We start from the raw sequence: 19,492 nt of genomic DNA on the forward strand, positions 1-19,492 counted from the left end.
TTTTAATATTTAATGATAAATTTTATACAGAGGATATGATAAATGGCAGATAAAAGAGACTATTACGAAGTATTAGGCGTAGCAAAAACAGCTACTAACGATGAAATAAAAAAAGCATATAGAAAATTAGCTATGCAGTATCACCCAGATAGGAATCCGGGAAATAAAGAGGCTGAAGATAAATTTAAAGAGGCTACGGAGGCTTATGAGATTTTATCTGATGAGAAAAAACGGGCTCAATATGATCAATTTGGTTTTCAGGGCGTTCATAGTGATTTTGCTGATGCTTACGGCAGAGGCGGTTTTGATTTCTCATCAATGTTCGGAGGTTCAGGCGGATTCGGTGATTTAGATGATATATTCAGCTCATTTTTCGGAGGCGGATTTTCCGGAAGAGGGTCGAGATCCCAAAGACGAGGTAAAGATATAAGACATGATATTACTTTATCTTTGGAAGATGCCGTTTTTGGAAAGAAAATGGAAATCAAATTAGATAAAAACGATACTTGCGATGTTTGTCATGGTACAGGAGCTGAACCCGGAACAAAAACACAGACTTGTCCTACTTGCGGAGGAAGCGGAGAGGTTAGAATGGCTCAAGGCTTTTTCAGTGTAAGAAGAACATGCAGCAGATGTAATGGAAGCGGTTCTATAGTAACAACACCTTGTAAAAACTGCAAAGGAATCGGTACTGTTAAGAAAACTAAAACTATTTCTGTTAATATTCCTAAAGGTATTGATGATAATACTCAGCTTAGAGTAAGCGGAGAAGGAGAGGCTGTAGGAGGAGGAATAGCAGGCGATTTATACCTATATATACATGTAAGTCCGCATCCTTATTTTATAAGAGATGGTATAGATTTAATAACAGAAGTAGGCATCAATATTGCACAGGCGGCATTAGGTGCTGATATTTATATACAGACTTTGGATAAAAAGAAAGTGAAAATAAAAATTCCAGCAGGAACTAATAGCGGACAAATATTTAAATTGAAAGGAAGCGGTGCTACTCATATAAACAGATCCGGTAGGGGGGATTTATTTGTTGTAGTGAATATAGATGTTTCATCTAAATTGTCTGCTGAGGAGAAAAGATTATTCAATGAACTTAAAAAGGTTATGCCTTCTAATGATGAACCTGCTTTAAGAAAACCTAATAAAACTAATTGGTGATGCTAAATTATAATTATAAAGGGGGAATTATCCTCCTTTTTTAATTATGATTGAAATTATAGATTAATTCCAATATTTTATCTGTATTTTGAATTTCATCTATTGATGACATAAATAATTCATAAGATTTTTTATTTTCAGTCATTTTTTTTATTTTTGATATTATTGATATTGGATTTTGAGAATTGTATATTAATGCATTTTTATCATCAGAAGCTATTTCAGCAGATGAGCTTTTAGCATCTATTATAGGCAATGTTTTATAATGCCAAGCTGCTATTAACTGAGTATAGAAAGAATCTTTTATATTATGTATTATCATGCAGTTTGAAGTTTCTATCTCTTTTCCTATGTGGGTATTATCGTCTTCATCTATAAATTCAACATATTGCTCTATAGATAATTTATGAATATTTTCTTTTAATTCTTTATCATATCCTATTATTTTTAATTTATATATATCATTACTTTCTTTCAGATACTGTGCATAAGCTGCTGTGCATTTGAAGATACTATTCTCTTTATTATAGAATATTATTATTGATTTATCTTTTTTAGATTTTTTATCATTGTTAATAAATATATAAGGGGAGAAATAAGGCTGTATGATTTCTATGTTTTTTATATCTTTATGTAAGTATAATAATCTTTCCTTTGTTTTTTTACTTCCGCATATTATTATATCAATATTGTCAGTATGTTTATAATCCAATTTCATAAGTCTTTTATCTATTAATTTTGTTTTACTGTCTTTTTGTTCATGAAAATATAAATGATTTTGGAAATTTAAAGTATACCATACTATTACAGGCAGTTTATTTATTCTTTTTTTTATTAAAATATTTTTAGCCATGGAAGCTGCTATATTCATAGGAAAATCTATAGCTATAATTGCATCAGAATTTTCAGCAATATTTGCTATATTCTTTGCTGACTTTTTTAAAAATAACAAAGATAAATGTTTTCTTGTAATATAAGCAGGAAAATTCTTCGGAAATGATTTTGAAAATACTGTTATTTTTATAGATGATTTGTAAAAATGCTCTATCATATTAAGCATAAATTGATTAGATTTATCTCTTATATTGCTAGCATTAGATATTAATACAATAATTTCTTTCATTTTTTATCCGTCATAATTAAAATATACCAAATTCCATTCCGATATTTGAAATGATAAATAAGGACTTGTTATGAAAATAAATAAAATTTTATTTATAATTTTTACTATATATATTTCGGCATATTCCAGAGATATTTTACAATATCATACTGTAATGAGTGATAGAAATGCAAACATCACTTTAGAAAGTATAACTGTGAATACTAATAAAAATACTTTAGATGCTAATACTCAATATACTTTAAATAAAGAATTAGAAAAAGCTAGAAAATTTGTACAAGACGGTAATTTTTTTGAGGCAATTAATTTATGTAATTCTTTAGAAAATAATTATAAAGATTATTATGAAATATATTATCTTAGAGGTCTTTCATATTATAGAAGGGCTGATCTTTATTATGCTTCTTTAGATTTTAAAAAACTATTATCTCTATATATAGAAGAGAAAGATTATAATACAGTTTATGGGGTAATATTTGAATTTTTTAATACTATTAACGAATACGAAGAAACTTTAAGATTATGTATTACTGCCTATAAAGTAACGAATAATCCTCATTGGCTTTTTTTAGCCGGTAATTCTGCTTTAAAAAATGGAGATGTTAAGAGTGCTGATTATTATTTCAATGCTTGTTTAAAACAAAATAATTCTTATGCTAATGAAGGATTTGGAGATATAAGTTATTTAAATAATCAGTATGATAATGCTATAAATAATTACAGAAATGTAAGATATTCTAATAATGAAGAGCAAATTAGAATTCAGACAAAAATAAGCAATGCTGCGGTGAAAAAAGAGATATATTTATGGGATAAAAGTTTTTCATCTCAAAATTATACAAATGCCATAAACATACTAAATAATATATCTTCATATTCTTCTGATTATCCGGAAATAACGGTTGCTTTGGCTAAAACATATTTTGCTTTGAAAAACTATAATAATGCTAAAAGTATATTATTAAAATTTATTTCATCTGTAAGAGATTTTGATGAAGCTTATGCTATATTAGCTCAAATATATTTATATGAAAATAATGAAACTGAGGCTATAAAAATATTAGAAAGAGGATTAGAATACACATATAATAAACCTAGATTATATGAGACATTTGCATCTATGCTTTATGATTTAGGCTATAGTTATTATCCGGATAAAATAATATCTCAAATCATAAATTTGTATAATATTTCTGATGAAAATAAAATAAATTATAGTAAAAGTTTGATAAGACAAAAAAAATATGATGAGGCTTACAAATTATTAAAATCTGTATCTTCTTATAAAGATATTGTGAACGGTTTATTAAATAATATAGAATACAATAAAATATTAGATAAGACTGAACAATTAAAGCAGCAAAAATATTATGTTGATATAATGCAGCTTCTTTCTAAATATAAATTTGATGGAAATGAAGAACAGATTAGAATAGGCTATATTGCTGAGGCATATTATAATTTAGGTTCTATAGATGAGGCTATAAATATATTAAAAGAAAGTTTTAATGCAAATACAATAAGTGTTAATAATGTTCTTTTGCTTAGAAAGATGTTAGGCATTAGGGCTTCAAATAATGATACATCAGTTTATCAAAAGGAGAGAGATGCTATAGATATAAGAGCCACTGAATATTGGGAGGAGGAATTAAAATTACATTTGAATTTGGTTACTGACAGAATATTTGAATTTCTTAGATTTAATCAATTTGACGAGGCTCTAGCTTATATAGCCGATTTGAGAAATAAAAATTATGATGTTGCTTATATAAAGCAGATTGAGTCATCTGTTTATGGACTTTATGCGGCATATTTGTATGATAATAAGAGATATGAAGAAGCATCTAAAACTGTCGCTTTGGCTGTAAGAAGAAATAGAAGCAATTATGATGCAATTGCTGTTCAAAATGAGATGTATATAGATTCTTATTTAAGTTCTATTGGATATTATAATAATATAAGTGCTTATGTAAGTTTATCTTCTATAATGAAAGAAGTTTTGAGAATTTCGCCTGCTTATATAGATAATAGAATAAGACTTGCTGAAGCATATATATACGAATACAATATAGAAGGATTTAACATCGTTAATAGAATCACTGAATATATTAATGTTAATGGCGGAAAAGACTTATTATTGGGCAGAGTATATAATAGAGCTTATTTATATGAATACTCTCTTTTATGTTATGACAGGGCATCTAAATATATTGATTTTAATCCTATATATGCGGCAGAAAGTGCTGTTAATATAGATAATTATAATCCTTCTTCTGAGGATCTTCAAAAGTTAATAAATGCAAATGTTAATAATCCTGATAAACTGTATGCTGCTTCAAAGATTTATACAAAAATTGGAAATTATAGTGAAGCTTTAAATATAATTAATAATGCTTTATCATTTGATAGTAAGAATATTGATTATATTTATCAAAGAGCATATATAAATGAACTTATGGGCAGTACTAAATCAGCATTATCAGATTATGAAGCAATTATCAAGATGAAAAAGAATTATGCTGCTGCTAATTATAGAGCTGCTTTAGTTTATCTTAGCAATTTAAAAAATGATATGGATGCTGAAACTTATGCTTTAAACTATTTAGCATTAGTTCCTGATGATTACAGCGGATATAAACTTTTAGCTGATATTTATAAATTTAGAGCAGAAAAATATATAGACAGAAATACAAAAACTTTACTCAAAGAGGCTTTGAATAATTATCAAACTGCTTTAAGTAAAGCGGTATGGGGGAGAGATTTAGAAGCTAGAAATATAATATTAAAAGAAATTGATTATGTTCAAAATAAAATCATAGAGTAAATTTATTATAATAAAAACTAACAAAGCATAAAGTGCATATTTAAATCCCGCCCTTTATGCTTTTTTATTTTTTATTCAATATAAAAGTGTTTATTAATTTTTTTACTTAGTTTGTAAAAGCATTCCCGCCCAAATTTTTATTGTATTTTTATTTTTTACACCGCACGTTAAACGGTTCTTTATTAATAATTTAAATTACAATTATTTATTATATTAAATTTATAATTTTTTTCACCGTGCGGTAATTGCCGCAATAAATTTTTAAAAAATTGGGCGGGCAATTAAAATAACAGTTAGAAGTTAAAAAGCAATATAAAGCAGAAATGACATAAAATAATAGAAAGTCTATAGGGTGGGAATAGTAGTGTGAATATTTTTCATAATTAAAGTAAATTAAGCCTTTTTTCTATTGCTATTCCGTAAACTCTATCATCATTATCTTTTATAGCAGCTTCAACACAATTATATATAAACTTTGTTGACTTTTTTAGAGCACTTTCTATACTATCGCCTTTTAATATATATCCTAATAATGAAGCTCCGAAAGCATCTCCTGTACCTGGTATCATTATATTTATTTTTGGATAATAGCTAGTTATTATATTATTATCTTTATAGCATAGACTTCCTATATCATCATCTTTTGAAACACTTGTAACGATTACTGTTTTTGGTCCAATTTCAGAGAGTTCTCTAGCCATATCTTTAACTTCTTCTTCATTATATTTTATAGAAGGATCTTTTCCTAATAATATAGCCAATTCTGTAATATTAGGAGTTGCTATATTAGCATATTTTATTAATTCTTTCATAGCATTTACATGCTCATAAGACATAGAAGGGTAGAGTTTACCATTATCACCAAGTATAGGATCTATGAGAACAGTTCCAATATTAAAACTCTTTATTATATCTACAACAATATCCGGCTGTTTACCAGAGGCTATCCATCCTACATAAAAAGCATCAAAATTAGGTTTTCTTATTTTTAATTCTTCTACAATTTTTTCTAATTGTTCAGTTAAATCAAAAGCACAGAAAGATTCAAAAGCGGTATGATTTGAAAGCATAACACTGACAAGAGGGGAAACTTTTATACCAAAGTGAGATAATACCGGTATATTAACTGTTAAAGATGCCTTACCATAAGAGCATAAATCATTTAGAAGCAGTACATTAAAGTTATTATTCATAAATTTTATTTAAATATAATAAGTGCTTTACTATCGGCAAGAACTTTATATCCTGATATTTGTGCAAAGTATGCAAATTGTTCAAGAGTTATATCATATCTGTCTTCTATCTCTTCTTTAGTAACTTTCATTTTTTTACCGCCGGATAAAAAAGAATTAAGTTCAAATCCGCTAGTTCCAAATTTTCTTTCAACTTCTTTTTGAAATGGATTTTTTTTACCTCTTCTCATTTATTGCTCCAAATGATATATTTTGATATATTATCATATAATAGTTTTTTTTTCAAATAAATTTTACTAAAAAAACTCATTCATAAAATAACTATAAATTATTTTTTAAATTTATATTAAAGTATATTATTTAATTAAATTATATTTTATTAACTATTTGATTTGCTATAGATATCTTTATAAATATGTAATACTGTAATTTTTTATTATTTTTAGTATAAAAAATCCTATCCATAAATAATATGAATAGGATTTTAATTTTTATATTGAAGAATTATTTTACTGCTTAGCCAATTCTACAGTGCTTCCATCTGGTTTAGTATATATAGCTGTTGTTTTATCATCATTGAATGTGATTTTATGATCTATTTTTTCTATTGCAGCATCATTTGAAAATAAAATCTCTGATATGGTTAAATTATTATTATTCATTATTTCAGAATGATAGTTGCCTTCTTTCATAGTGCTGATTGTAGCAATATTTTCTTCTACTTGCAAAACTATATCACCTGATGAATATGTTCCTAAATAAGGAGTAAATAGATCTGATTTAATTAATTCATAAGAATATTCTTTTCCATATATAAAATCTATTTTATATATTATTTTATCTTTTTCTAATTCATAAGACATTATAACCTTTTCATTATTATTGTCATAATGTTCTGATTTTAAGACATTATCTTGTAATGTGAAAGTCATTCCTACATTTGTCATCCCTTTATATCCGTATATATTACCTTCTTTGTCTATTAAAATAGTATAATTTTTAGTTTTGATTTGACCATTAGTATCGAAAGTTGGTATATAGTAATTACCAGTGTATGCTCCCAATTCTTTAATTTTATTTATTACTATGTAGTCTTCATCAGGAATATTAAAATCTTCTTTATCAAAAATATTTTTTCCGCTGAATTTTATATGATCATCAAAAAGATTAACTTCAAGTATTGAATATATTTGATTATATGTATTACTTAACTGAGTGTTTCCATTAATATCCATTAACAATGAATTTTTTGATAAAGACAAATTAGTTATTGGATTTTTATCTTCTCCTATGTATATATTTCCATTTTCTATTCTAAATACTACATGAGTGTAGCTTCCATTTGTAAATTCATGTTCATGATAATATCTGCCGTCATATCCTTTTAGAAAGTTTGATATTTCTACAGTATCTGTTTTTATTTCTTTGTTATTATTACCTGAACATCCGATAATAAATATAATCATTACTAATGATATAATTAATAAAAATTTTTTAATCATTTTTACTTCCTTTGTAAATTAAAATGTTATTATTTGAATAATATGTTAATATCGTAAAAAAATCAATATTATTATTTATTTTTATGAAATAATTTTTAGTATCTATTTAATTCAACAGTTGTACCATCTGGTTTTGTATATACTGCTTTACTTTTATCATCATTAAATACAAATTTATGCACTTTTGTACCTGTTTTTGAAGAATACTGATATATAGTTAAAGTATTTCCAATGATAACAGGTGTATAGCTATATGTTACAGTATTTAATTGAGCATCAGTAGTTGTTATTGTTAAAGTTATGCTGCTGTCTGCTGATTTATATATACCGCTATATGGGCTAAATAGATTATATTTTATCAAAGCCTCATACTGTAATTGATTATTAATCCAAGTATTACCAAATATTAATTTATAATCTTGATTTTTGTCTTTATCATAAAAATGAAGTTCTTGTCTGCTTGAAGTGCCTCCTGTTTGTTTATATGTTATTATTAATACACTATTACTTAATTCTACTTTTGAATAGTTGATTTTAAAATTATCATCCATATACACTTGTCCGGCTGTATCTATAAGTATATAATATTTTTTTGTGTCATCATAATCATAATAGTAGTAGTTTCCAGAATAAGTTATCAATTCTGACATAGGTTCTCCAATTAATGTACTATATCCGCTTGTTTTTTGATAAGCTTCTTTATGAAATATAGCATTGGCAAAAAGATAAATATTTCCGTCGCTTCCGAAATTAAAAGTATACATTTCATCATTCATTTCATATCCTAAATTAACACCAGATCCGCTTTTTTTACCTTCTATGTATATTTGAAGTTTATTTCCCAATAAAGTTTTCATTGTTGCTTCAACTTTTGTACCATATCCATTATATATTGAATCGCTGTCTATTATATATCTAAGCCCAAGACTGTTATCATCATATCTGGAATAATAAGCCCCATTATGATTTTTAATAAATTCAGATATTTGTCCCTGATCTGTTATTATAATTTCTGATGATTGGGAATTAGGTTTTGCAGTAGGATCTATAAAACTTCCGTCTCCAATATCAACTTCATTTTCAGGATTAGGGTTTGTTATTGTTGCTGAACAATTTAATATTAATAGAGATATAAATATTGTTAATAAAATTTTTTTATTCATAATTTTCTCCTAACAAAAATTATTGAAAATATAAAATAAGTTTATATAATATTTAAATATTATTTTTACGAATCTGTTAAGAACATAAATATTATTGATGTATGGCAATATTATCATAAATAAAATTTACCTTACTATAATTTATAGTATAATGATATAATAGGTATATTAAAAGTCAATAATGAATATCTATTTTTTATAAATTATAATAGGTATATTAGTTAATTTAACTATTTTTATAATGTAAAAATATTAAAAAAAATAAATATTTTTTTACAATATATTGACATTATTTTTTTATTATGCTATAATACTTATAACATAATCAAATACTCATGAGGGAGTAATTGGCGTATTTTACGCGGCAAAGCCAACATCGCAGCTCTTAATTAGTAGAGTTTGGTTAGCCTTAATTAATGAGACTCAAGTATAAATAAATCTTTAAAGATTAGTATAATTTTCTATTCTTTGATGATTTATTTATACATGAGTCTTTTTTTATGCATTTTTTAATAATTAGAAAATAATTAAATGAGAGGTAGTTTATGAACGGTTTTTTAGGAAGAAAAGATGATATTCTTAAAACGCTTAATGTTGATCCTAAAATTGGATTAAATGAAGAGGGAAGAAAGGCTAGTTTTGAAAAATATGGTGCTAATAGTTTTACTAAAGAAAAAGGTGCTAGTTTGATTCAGAAAATATTAGAATCATTGAAAGAACCTATGATACTTATGCTTATATTTGCAGGTATTATAGCAATAGCTGTAAATACAGTTGCATATTTTAATGGAGGACATGCTGACTTTTTAGAATGCTTAGGTATATTTTTGGCTATAAGTTTGTCTATAACAATTACAATAGTTATGGAAGGTAAAAGTGCTAAGGCATTTGAAGCATTAAATAGTATTAATGAAGATATTAGAGTAAAAGTTATAAGAGACGGAAATATAGAAATAATTAATCAAAAAGATTTGCTTGTTGGAGATATTGCATTTATAGAAACAGGAAATAAACTTCCAGCTGACGGCAGATTATTAGAAAGCGTATCATTAAATATAGATGAATCAGCTTTAACAGGAGAAAGCGAGCCTGTAGAAAAAGATGCTGATGCAATACTTACAGATGAAAAAACTCCAGTGGCTGAGAGAATAAATATGGCTTATTCAGGTTCATTTGTTACCACAGGCAATGGTAAAATGATAATTACATCTGTAGGCGATGCAACAGAGTTTGGTAAAATAGCTAGAGAGCTTTCTAAAACTAAAAAGACTTCTACACCTTTACAAGAAAAACTTGCTCAGTTGGGAAAGAGAATAGCGACATTTGGTATAACAGCTGCTGCTATAGTATTTATAATTCAGGTTGTCAATTTCATAAGAACAGGTAATGCTAATTTTACTACTATATCAGAGGCATTCATTACAAGTATAGTATTAATTGTAGCTTCTGTTCCTGAAGGACTTCCTACAATAGTTGCTGTTTCACTTTCTATAAATATCATAAAAATGGCTAGGCAGAATGCTTTAGTAAAAAAGATGGTAGCTTGTGAAACTATAGGAAGTGTTAATGTTATTTGTTCTGACAAGACAGGTACTCTTACAGAAAATAAAATGACTTTAAATAAATTATTTGCTAATGGTGAATATATAGATCCGGAAAATATAAAAAATGAAAAGATTATAAAAAACTTTGCTATTAACTCTACAGCAGATGTTGATTATAAAGATAATCAGGCTAAGTTTTTAGGCAATCCTACAGAATGTGCATTACTAGTGGCTGCAAGTAAGTCCGGATTTAATTATAAAGAGATAAGAGAGAAATCAAAAATAATATATGAATATCCTTTCTCATCAGAAACTAAAAATATGACTACTGTTGCAAAAATAGATAATGAAACTATTGTATTTACAAAAGGAAGTCCTGAGAAAATAATGTCTATGTGCAGTATTAGTGATGATGAGAAAAAAGGTATTGAAGATGCAATAGAAAAATTCCAAAATGAAGCTAAAAGAGTAATAGCATTTGCTCACAAAATAGCAGATGATAATGTTGAAAATAATAGAGAAAAACTAGAAAGCAATATGATATATGACGGATTTGTAGCAATATCCGACCCTGTTAGAAAAGAGGTTTATGATGCTGTTGAGCAGTGCAGAAGTGCTGGAATAAATATAAAAATGCTTACAGGCGATAACATAGTAACAGCAACTGCTATAGCTAGAGAGTTAAAAATACTTAATGAAAACAGCATTGTTCTTGAGGCAAAAGATATTGATGCTATGGACGACAGCACATTAAAACAAAATTTAAGCAAGATATCTGTTATAGCAAGAAGCACACCTACAGTAAAAATGCGTGTAGTTAATGCTATAAAAGAGATGGGGAATGTGGTTGCTGTTACAGGAGATGGTATCAATGATGCTCCTGCTATAAAAAATGCTGATGTAGGAGTTGCTATGGGTATAACAGGTACTGAAGTATCAAAAGAGGCCAGCGATATAGTTCTTCTTGATGATTCATTTGCTACTATAGTAAAAGCAGTTCAATGGGGACGCGGAATCTATGATAATTTTCAGAGATTTATACAGTTTCAGCTTACAGTTAATTTAGCTTCTGTAGTAGTTGTTCTGATTTCTACATTAACAGGTTTAAAATCTCCATTTTCTGCTATACAGTTGTTATGGATAAATATTATTATGGATGGACCTCCTGCTATAGCTTTGGGACTTGAGCCTATAAGAGATAATTTGATGAAAAGAATGCCTACAAAAAGAAATGCAAGCATTGTAACTAAAAAGATGATATTTAAAATAGTATTTTCAGCTGCTGTTATGATAGTATTATTTATGCTTCAAAGCAAATTAAATATACTTAATGTTACAGAGGCAGAACAGTCTACAGTATTATTTGCTATGTTTGTAATGTTCCAAATATTTAATTCTTTCAATAGCAGAGAGTTGGGATTTGACAGTGTATTCAAATATTTCCTTAATAATAAATTAATGCTTTTAAGTATGGGTATTACTTTTATATTACAGATATTAGCAACTCAGTATGCTGGCGGATTCTTTAATACTGTGCCTTTAAGTGTAAATACTTGGCTAAAAACTATAGGAATTGCCCTTATTGTTGTTTTAGCTGCGGAGATTTTTAAAATATTTACCAGAATGGTGAAGAGATAAATTTTTTAGATTAAAAATTGGAATTATTTTTTAAAATAATGTATAATAATTCCGAATTTATATATAGTGTAAATTTAAAATATAGAGTAGATATAAAAATGAATAACATTCCTATTATAGTATTTATATGTGTATTCGTTACACTTTTGCTTATAGTTAAAAAGTTTTTGTTTAAGAAACCATCAGATAAAATATCTGATATTGATAAGGTAAATAAATTTCTTAGTGAAGGAAGAAGTGATATTGCTTTATTAAAACTTAAAGAAATTTTAGCTAAAGATAAACCCGGTACAAAAAGAGCTGAAATACATTCTATGATAGGGGACTGCTATGCCAACATGGAAGAGTATTCTTTTGCAATAGTAGAATACAGACATGCTATAGATGAGGGATATAAGAATCCTGAAACTATTTTAGCATTATCCAGAGCTTTAAATAAAATTGGTAAAAAGGAAGAAGCATTAGCTCAATATCTTACATTATTTAGAATAGATGATTATAAACTTGTGGTTGCTCTAGAAATAGGTGTAATATATTATGATAATAGGCAATATGAAACTGCAATAAAGTATTTTGATGAAGCATTAGATATACAGCCTAATAATTCAGAAGCCTTAAAATATAAAGCTTTTTGTTTTGTTAATATAGGCAATTTCAATGATGCTATATCTGGTATGAATAATATATATAAGAAATTCCCAGATGATCCTTTATTGAATTATAATTTAGGAAGAGCTTATAGAGGAAGAGAAGATTATAAAACTGCTATAAGGTATTATTCCAATTCTTATAAAGATAAAGAATATGCTGTTAAATCATTATATGAGATGGGACTTTGTTATATTAAATTAGAAAATATTGAGTCTGCTATAAAAACATTAGAAAAAGCTATAAGTTATGACAGTTATGATAAAGAATTAAATTTGGCCATACTTTATACACTTTCTGAATGTTATGATATAGTAGGAAATATTAATAAATCTATGGAGATATTAGAAAGCGTAATTGTAATAGATCCTAATTATAAAGATGCTAATGAAAAGCTTAACAATTATAAGGATTCAAGATATAGTGAAAATATTAAAAAATTCTTTAAATTGGAAGGAGATGAATTTTTTGATACTGCTTTAAAAGTTGTAGCAAGCATAGGGCTTATTCCGTATTCTTCTAAGGTAACTGACAAAAAATATTTTATAGTTTTTGCTAAAGAGAGTAATAGTCCTCATTCTCCTAAGAAGATAGTTTATTTCAGAACTTCTTATAGTCCTATATTTAATGATGAGCTTGTAAATTTATATGATTATGCGGTTAATGCGAATATTGCTAATACTATATTAATAACTTGTGCTATGGTAAGTCCTGATGCTATAAGATATGCTGCTATGTCAAGAATTGATATTGTGGGAATAAAGAGACTTGAGAGTTTACTTGATAAATCTAATCTTACTAATTTACCTGTAGGTGTAACTAGAACAGAAGAAAAACTTAATTGGATATTATAAGTACAATATTTTAACTTGGTTATAGACGATAAACAGCAGTAGATGATATTCATTCTATTGCTGTTTTTCTTTTATAATATTTATTTTAGCAGTTGATTTTTATTTAAAAGTAATTCAAAATAATATAAAATTGTTTATGGGATAGTTTATAGATAAATGAAAAAAGTACAGGATTTTTATTTTAAAAAGGCAAAAGAAGAAAATTATAAAGCTAGAAGTGTATTTAAATTAGAAGAGGCTCAAAATAAATTCAAATTTATAAAGGCATCAGATACAGTTCTTGATGTTGGATGTTCTCCCGGATCTTTCAGTCAGTATATGCTCAATAAAATATTGAAAAGCGGCTGTGTTGTAGGAGTTGACATACTGCCTAATTCATTTGCTCATCAAAGATTTACATTCATATTGGGAGATATAAAAGAAATGGATATTACATCATTCAATAATACTTTATTTGATGTTGTAGTAAGCGATGCTATGCCTAACACTACATCTGATAGGGAAACTAATCATTTTCGTTCTATATCTTTATGCAGAGCTATATTTAATTTAGCTAAAGATGTATTAAAAGAGAATGGACATTTTTTTATAAAGGTTTTTGATGGTAAAGATTTGCAGATGTTCAAGAAAGAATTATCTGAATATTTTGATTCTATAAATGTATTTAAACCTAAAAGCTCAAGAGATGAAAGCAGAGAAATATTTTTATTTTGTAAAAACTTTAAAAAGTTACGATAATATAAAAAGGAGTAATAATGAAAAGAGAATTTGCTTTGGTATTGGAAACTTATGAAAATAATGTAGCTAAAGTTGAATTGCAGAGAAGTGCAAGCTGCGACGGATGTACTATATGTAATTCAGGAAAACCTGTTGTACTTAGAGCATTTAATAAAATTAATGCTGATAAAGGAGACAGTGTCGTTATAGAAGTTGAAGAATTAAAAAAAGGAACTAACTTTTTTGTTTATGTAATACCTTTGATTTGTCTTATAGCAGGATATTTCATTGGAGAGTATATATCTAAATTATCAAATATAGAGCATAATTTAGGTCCTATATTTTCTTTTATTGTATTTTTTATTTATGTTATTTTGGGATTACGAAAATTAAAAAAGGATAATAAAATAATAGCGAATATAATTTGCAAAAATAAAGTTATAGAAAATTTTGATAAATAGGCTTTATATGAGAAGAATAATACCAACCATAATAACTATTATTGCCGTATCAATCATAACATATCTTTTGATTTCTAAAGATAGACCTTATGATGAATTATACACAATAGGAAATGATGCTGTATCGTCTTTGAATAAAGTTACAGGTCTTAAAGTACATCCTAAAATAGATAATATAGAAGAAGGGGACATAAAGATATTAAATTTTTATAATGTTGATGATGTGCTTAGCTATAGTGTTAAGTATGCAAATTATCTATGGAAGAATGAAGGATATTATATCACAACAAATTATTATTTTGGAAAAAAGCCTGATGGAAAAATAGAGCTTGCAAAAAACTCATCTGAAAGCGGCAGAGTTATAAGAATAAATGTGGAGTGTAATACTAATAATTCATTTACGGTTATATTAAGTTTACTCAATGGCAGTTTAATAATGAGAAACACTAATGAAATAAATACCAATAAAATGAATACTAATGAATGATTAAATAAAATCTTTAATATTGATTTAAAATTAATTGTATTTTTATACTTTATAATAGTATGACATATCATAAATAAAAAATAATTAATATCTTGTTATATACTAATTATAAAGTATAATATTTATATATAAAATTTGTGGGTATTAATTATGATTAATTTTAATATAGTTGAATTTAAAAAAGATTCTGCAATATTTGTTGCGGGAGAAAATGCAAGAGAAGTATTTTATATAATTAAAGAGGGTGTTGTAGTAGACAAAAATTATGTTATAGAAAACACTAATTTTGAATTTACTTCTGGAGATATAATAGGTATTGTTCCTGCTGTGCTTTCAGAGCCTTATTATTCAACTGCAATAGCTGCAACAGATGTACAATTAGTAGAAATATATGCCGGTGATATCTACAATATAGAAGATACAAAAATAATAGAGAAAATATACAAATATTTAATAAAATTTATGGAAATATGGCTAGGCAAATATTTTTATACATTGTCAGAATCTTTAAATATCGGAAGCTATAAAGAAAACGATGCTTTTGAAATTGCAAATATTTATAATAACAATGGATATAAATCGGCCGCTCTTTATATGTATAAAAAAATTATAGAAATGTTTCCTAATGAAGACCATACTGAAATAAATAATAAAATAAATGAAATAGAAACTAATTATAATATAAAACCTCCTTTAGAAATAGGGTCTAATCTTCAGGAATATAAATCAGGCACTTGTATATTTTCTGAATTAGAAAGTAATACAAATCTATATGTAATAAGAGACGGAAAAGTTGGGGTTTATAGTGTATTTGACGGAAAAATTATTACTAGAATAATATTTAAAAGCGGAAATATTATAGGCTATAAACCTATATTTGGAAATAAGCTTCTTCTTACAACATGCATAACATTAGAAGATACAATACTTCAGTCTGTAAATAAAGAAGATTTTCTGATATTGGCTTCTAATAATACAAAACTTCAGTACCATCTTGTAAACATAATGGCTAGAAGAACATACAATACGATAATAAAAAGCTACAGCATAACAATAAAAAGTCCTGTTGGTAAATTTTATAGTATGGTATATTCTTTTGTAAAAACTGAATTGCTGTTTGATAAAAATATTGATTTTTTAGAACTGCCGTATACTGTTCGAGATATAAGTAGTATGGTTGGTATAGAAAATACTAATTATATAAAATCAGAAATGAATAAAACTAAAGTAATATTATTCTCTAGCGATGAAAAAATAATAATACCAAATATAAAAAATTTCTTTAAAGAGTATGATATGTATAGAAAGAGAAATTCAACTCCTAATATATCTTAATTAATAGTTTTATAATGAATAGATAGAATATTTTTCTATTGCATTAATTATATTTATATATAGTTTTTATATTTTTTTAATAAATATAATATAGTCATTTTATTTTACTATTAAAATATATTGCTTAGTATACTGTTTAAATGTCATTTGTTTATATTTAAATAATGAAAAAATTTATATCGAATTAAATATATGAAATTATAGAAATGATTTTAATATTAAGCAATAAATATAAAAAATTGTTTTAAAGAATGCAAAAATTATATAATATAACCTTTTATTATTGTTGACATAATTTCTCTAAGTATTATAATTTTTACATTAAATAATATTAAAGAATATATTTATGGAAAAATACAGATTAGTTAAATATAAAAAAGGTGATATTATATTAAAAAATACTAAAATTGCTAAAGACTGTTTCTATATAATTTTGAAAGGAAGTGTTGTATCTTATAATAATTTTTACGATAATTCATATACATATAAAATGGGAAATATCATCGGTTTAATAGCATCTATAACAAAAGAACCTTACTATTCTACTGTAGAGGCAACAGAGGATACTGAATTATTTGAAATAAAAATAGAAAATATAAACAGAATTAATAATAAGCATTTAATAAATAAGATATTAAATTATTTATCATTTGTATTTGAAATTTGGCTTAGTAAATATTATAGTTTAATAGTAAAAAACAAGGTAGATCTCTACAATAAAGAAGAGATATTAACTATGGCATCAATTTATAAAAATAATGGATTTACTGATGCTAGCTATAAATTATGTTCATCATATATTAATCTACTAAGCAATAATACTAATGATATTAATAATGTTAAAGAATTTATGAAAACATTAATTACATCAAAAGATCCGGAAAATATAGGTGGTAATTCTTATAAGATGTATAAAGGATATTGTATATACAATGAACTTGAAACTACAAATCATGTTTATTATATAAGATCAGGAAGAATTGGAATATATAATATAGCAGATTCTAATTATATTACTAGAATGATATATCCTGAACAATTTATTATTGATGACTATTCCCCTATGCTTGAGTATAAAACCCTATTTACAACTGCTGTAGTTTTAGAAGATTCTATTATAGATATTATGACTAAAGAAGAATTAATAAAAATGCTTCATGATAATGCCGAATTAAGATTCCAAATTATAAAAATGATATCTATGAAAGTTATAAGTACAATATTAAAAATCAAATCTATGAAGAAAATAGAATTAAAAGATAGGCTAATAGTATTAATATATTCTATTCTAAAAATAGAAACTTTATTTTATGAAAAAACATATATAAAACTATACTACAAAATAGAAGATATAAAAAATATGATGCATGATAGTACCGATACAAATGAAATAACAAACTCATTAAAAAATATAGATTATTTAGAAATTGATGATTCTAATAATATAATAATTGAAGATATAGATAAGTATTTTAAAGAATATGAAAGTTATACAAATTAATTTTTATATAAGATATTGTAATACATAATTATGATAATTTTTTAAAATAAAAACCGCATAATCTAATTATTTTTTTTGTTGACATAATTATATCATATAGTATAATTCAGCTGTTAGTAGTGTTGTTTTAAATTTAGGAATATTTAAATATACATAGTAAAGCATGAATAATTACAGAACCATTAAATTCCCAAAGTCATCTTTTATATATGAGGAAGGAAATTTTCCCAAAGATTCTTTTTATATAATAACCAAAGGTAAAGCAATATCTTATGCAATAAATTCTAGTAATTATGATAGAGAGTATAAAGTTGGACATATTATAGGATTAGTAAATTTAGCTGCAGGAGAGCCGTATACAATAACTATGAAAGCAGAAGAAGATGTTGAAGTTTTAGAATTATCATTATCAGATATAAATAATATCACAAGTAATGATTTAATAACAACAATATATAATTATTTTAATACTACATTAGAAACTTGGCTATCTCGTTATTATACAAATTTAGTAAAAAATAAAGTAGATTTATATTATAAAGAAAATATATTCACTATGGCAGAAATATATCTAAAAAATGAATTTCCTGATGCTGCTTATAAACTGTATGAAAACTATATAGATACATTAGAAAATAAAGATGATATAGAATCTACAAAAAAAGAATTATTAAAACTTCCCAAACCTAATAATCCAAGTATGTTTACTTCAAATATATTTTTATATAAAAAGGGAAGCTGCTTATATACAGAATTTAAAGCAAGCAATCATTTATATATAATATTATCCGGTAGAATAGGGATATATAATATTGTAAACGGAAAACTTTTACTTAAAGATATATACAAAAAAAATTATGTTCTTGATGGATATGAACCCAAATTAGAATATAAGCCTTTATTAACTTCAGCTATTGCTTTAGAATCATCTTATGTAAAAGTAGTAACTAAAGAAGAGTTTATAGAAATGCTGATAAGAGATAAGCATTTTAGAAGCTGTCATGTAAAAATGATGTCAATGAAAGTAATAAATATATTATTTAAAATAAAAGCAATAGAAGAAAAAAATAAAATTTTTAAATTATTTATATTGATATCTGCTTTGCTTAAAATAGAAACTCTGTTTGAAGATATAAATACAGCCATATTAAGCTATACTATTTATGATATACAAAATTCATTGAATTTAGAAATGGATGATATTATTAATAATTTAAAAAAAATAAAAACTTTAGAAATAGTAAATGATAAATATATAAGAATTGCAAATATTAATGATTTTTTTAAAGAATACTATGAATATCAAAAAAATAATTATTGACATACATT

General features: G+C 25.5%; 15 protein-coding genes. 10 read left to right on the forward strand and 5 right to left on the reverse strand.

Going from position 1 to position 19,492, the window contains the following annotated elements; genetic code table 11:
* Positions 1 to 42 precede the first annotated feature (42 nt).
* The gene (gene dnaJ, locus BHAMNSH16_RS13190; protein WP_008732172.1) at positions 43 to 1,173 is read left to right on the forward strand and encodes a molecular chaperone DnaJ; all 1,131 of its coding nucleotides are present in this window, start codon (positions 43 to 45) and stop codon (positions 1,171 to 1,173) included.
* A gap of 40 nt (positions 1,174 to 1,213) precedes the next feature.
* Here dnaJ and BHAMNSH16_RS13195 read toward each other — a convergent pair whose 3' ends face one another.
* Complete coding sequence (locus BHAMNSH16_RS13195) at positions 1,214 to 2,296, reverse strand: glycosyltransferase (RefSeq protein WP_069731837.1); 1,083 nt, start codon at positions 2,294 to 2,296, stop codon at positions 1,214 to 1,216.
* A gap of 70 nt (positions 2,297 to 2,366) precedes the next feature.
* On the opposite strand from BHAMNSH16_RS13195, the gene BHAMNSH16_RS13200 reads away from it, so the two are divergent.
* The gene (locus tag BHAMNSH16_RS13200; RefSeq protein WP_069731836.1) at positions 2,367 to 5,120 is read left to right on the forward strand and encodes a tetratricopeptide repeat protein; all 2,754 of its coding nucleotides are present in this window, start codon (positions 2,367 to 2,369) and stop codon (positions 5,118 to 5,120) included.
* 383 nt (positions 5,121 to 5,503) lie between these two features.
* Here the strand turns inward: BHAMNSH16_RS13200 and BHAMNSH16_RS13205 are convergent, their stop codons facing one another.
* The 4 genes from BHAMNSH16_RS13205 to BHAMNSH16_RS13220 form a co-directional block, all read right to left on the reverse strand.
* Positions 5,504 to 6,313 (reverse strand): pyridoxamine kinase, encoded by an 810-nt coding sequence (locus tag BHAMNSH16_RS13205; RefSeq protein ID WP_008731789.1) that lies wholly within the window; start codon positions 6,311 to 6,313, stop codon positions 5,504 to 5,506.
* Positions 6,314 to 6,318: 5 nt separating this feature from the next.
* Positions 6,319 to 6,543, reverse strand: a complete 225-nt coding sequence (locus tag BHAMNSH16_RS13210) for a hypothetical protein (RefSeq protein ID WP_014487650.1) — start codon at positions 6,541 to 6,543, stop codon at positions 6,319 to 6,321.
* A 279-nt stretch (positions 6,544 to 6,822) separates the two neighbouring features.
* Positions 6,823 to 7,815, reverse strand: coding sequence for a hypothetical protein (locus tag BHAMNSH16_RS13215; protein ID WP_069731835.1), 993 nt, complete (start codon positions 7,813 to 7,815; stop codon positions 6,823 to 6,825).
* Between the two features lie 95 nt (positions 7,816 to 7,910).
* A complete protein-coding gene (locus BHAMNSH16_RS13220; RefSeq protein ID WP_069731834.1) occupies positions 7,911 to 8,978 on the reverse strand; it encodes a hypothetical protein in 1,068 nt (355 codons plus the stop codon).
* A gap of 545 nt (positions 8,979 to 9,523) precedes the next feature.
* Here BHAMNSH16_RS13220 and BHAMNSH16_RS13225 point away from each other — a divergent pair.
* The 8 genes from BHAMNSH16_RS13225 to BHAMNSH16_RS13260 all read left to right on the forward strand — a co-directional run bounded on the left by BHAMNSH16_RS13225 (position 9,524) and on the right by BHAMNSH16_RS13260 (position 19,484).
* Positions 9,524 to 12,160: a calcium-translocating P-type ATPase, PMCA-type gene (locus tag BHAMNSH16_RS13225; RefSeq protein ID WP_008730334.1), complete on the forward strand. Its 2,637-nt coding sequence runs from the start codon at positions 9,524 to 9,526 to the stop codon at positions 12,158 to 12,160.
* A gap of 98 nt (positions 12,161 to 12,258) precedes the next feature.
* Positions 12,259 to 13,662, forward strand: a complete 1,404-nt coding sequence (locus tag BHAMNSH16_RS13230; protein ID WP_069731854.1) for a tetratricopeptide repeat protein — start codon at positions 12,259 to 12,261, stop codon at positions 13,660 to 13,662.
* A gap of 156 nt (positions 13,663 to 13,818) precedes the next feature.
* On the forward strand, positions 13,819 to 14,400 hold the full coding sequence (locus BHAMNSH16_RS13235) for an SAM-dependent methyltransferase (protein ID WP_008727742.1): 582 nt from the start codon (positions 13,819 to 13,821) through the stop codon (positions 14,398 to 14,400).
* A gap of 17 nt (positions 14,401 to 14,417) precedes the next feature.
* On the forward strand, positions 14,418 to 14,840 hold the full coding sequence (locus BHAMNSH16_RS13240; RefSeq protein ID WP_069731833.1) for a SoxR reducing system RseC family protein: 423 nt from the start codon (positions 14,418 to 14,420) through the stop codon (positions 14,838 to 14,840).
* 7 nt (positions 14,841 to 14,847) lie between these two features.
* Positions 14,848 to 15,327: a hypothetical protein gene (locus BHAMNSH16_RS13245; protein ID WP_008727744.1), complete on the forward strand. Its 480-nt coding sequence runs from the start codon at positions 14,848 to 14,850 to the stop codon at positions 15,325 to 15,327.
* A gap of 150 nt (positions 15,328 to 15,477) precedes the next feature.
* Complete coding sequence (locus tag BHAMNSH16_RS13250) at positions 15,478 to 16,662, forward strand: cyclic nucleotide-binding domain-containing protein (protein WP_069731832.1); 1,185 nt, start codon at positions 15,478 to 15,480, stop codon at positions 16,660 to 16,662.
* A 346-nt stretch (positions 16,663 to 17,008) separates the two neighbouring features.
* Positions 17,009 to 18,163 (forward strand): cyclic nucleotide-binding domain-containing protein, encoded by a 1,155-nt coding sequence (locus tag BHAMNSH16_RS13255; protein ID WP_069731831.1) that lies wholly within the window; start codon positions 17,009 to 17,011, stop codon positions 18,161 to 18,163.
* Between the two features lie 163 nt (positions 18,164 to 18,326).
* Positions 18,327 to 19,484 (forward strand): cyclic nucleotide-binding domain-containing protein, encoded by a 1,158-nt coding sequence (locus BHAMNSH16_RS13260; protein WP_069731830.1) that lies wholly within the window; start codon positions 18,327 to 18,329, stop codon positions 19,482 to 19,484.
* Positions 19,485 to 19,492: the final 8 nt, after the last annotated feature.

Origin of the sequence: Brachyspira hampsonii (assembly GCF_002214805.1) — a bacterium.
Taxonomy (GTDB): Bacteria; Spirochaetota; Brachyspiria; order Brachyspirales; family Brachyspiraceae; genus Brachyspira; species Brachyspira hampsonii.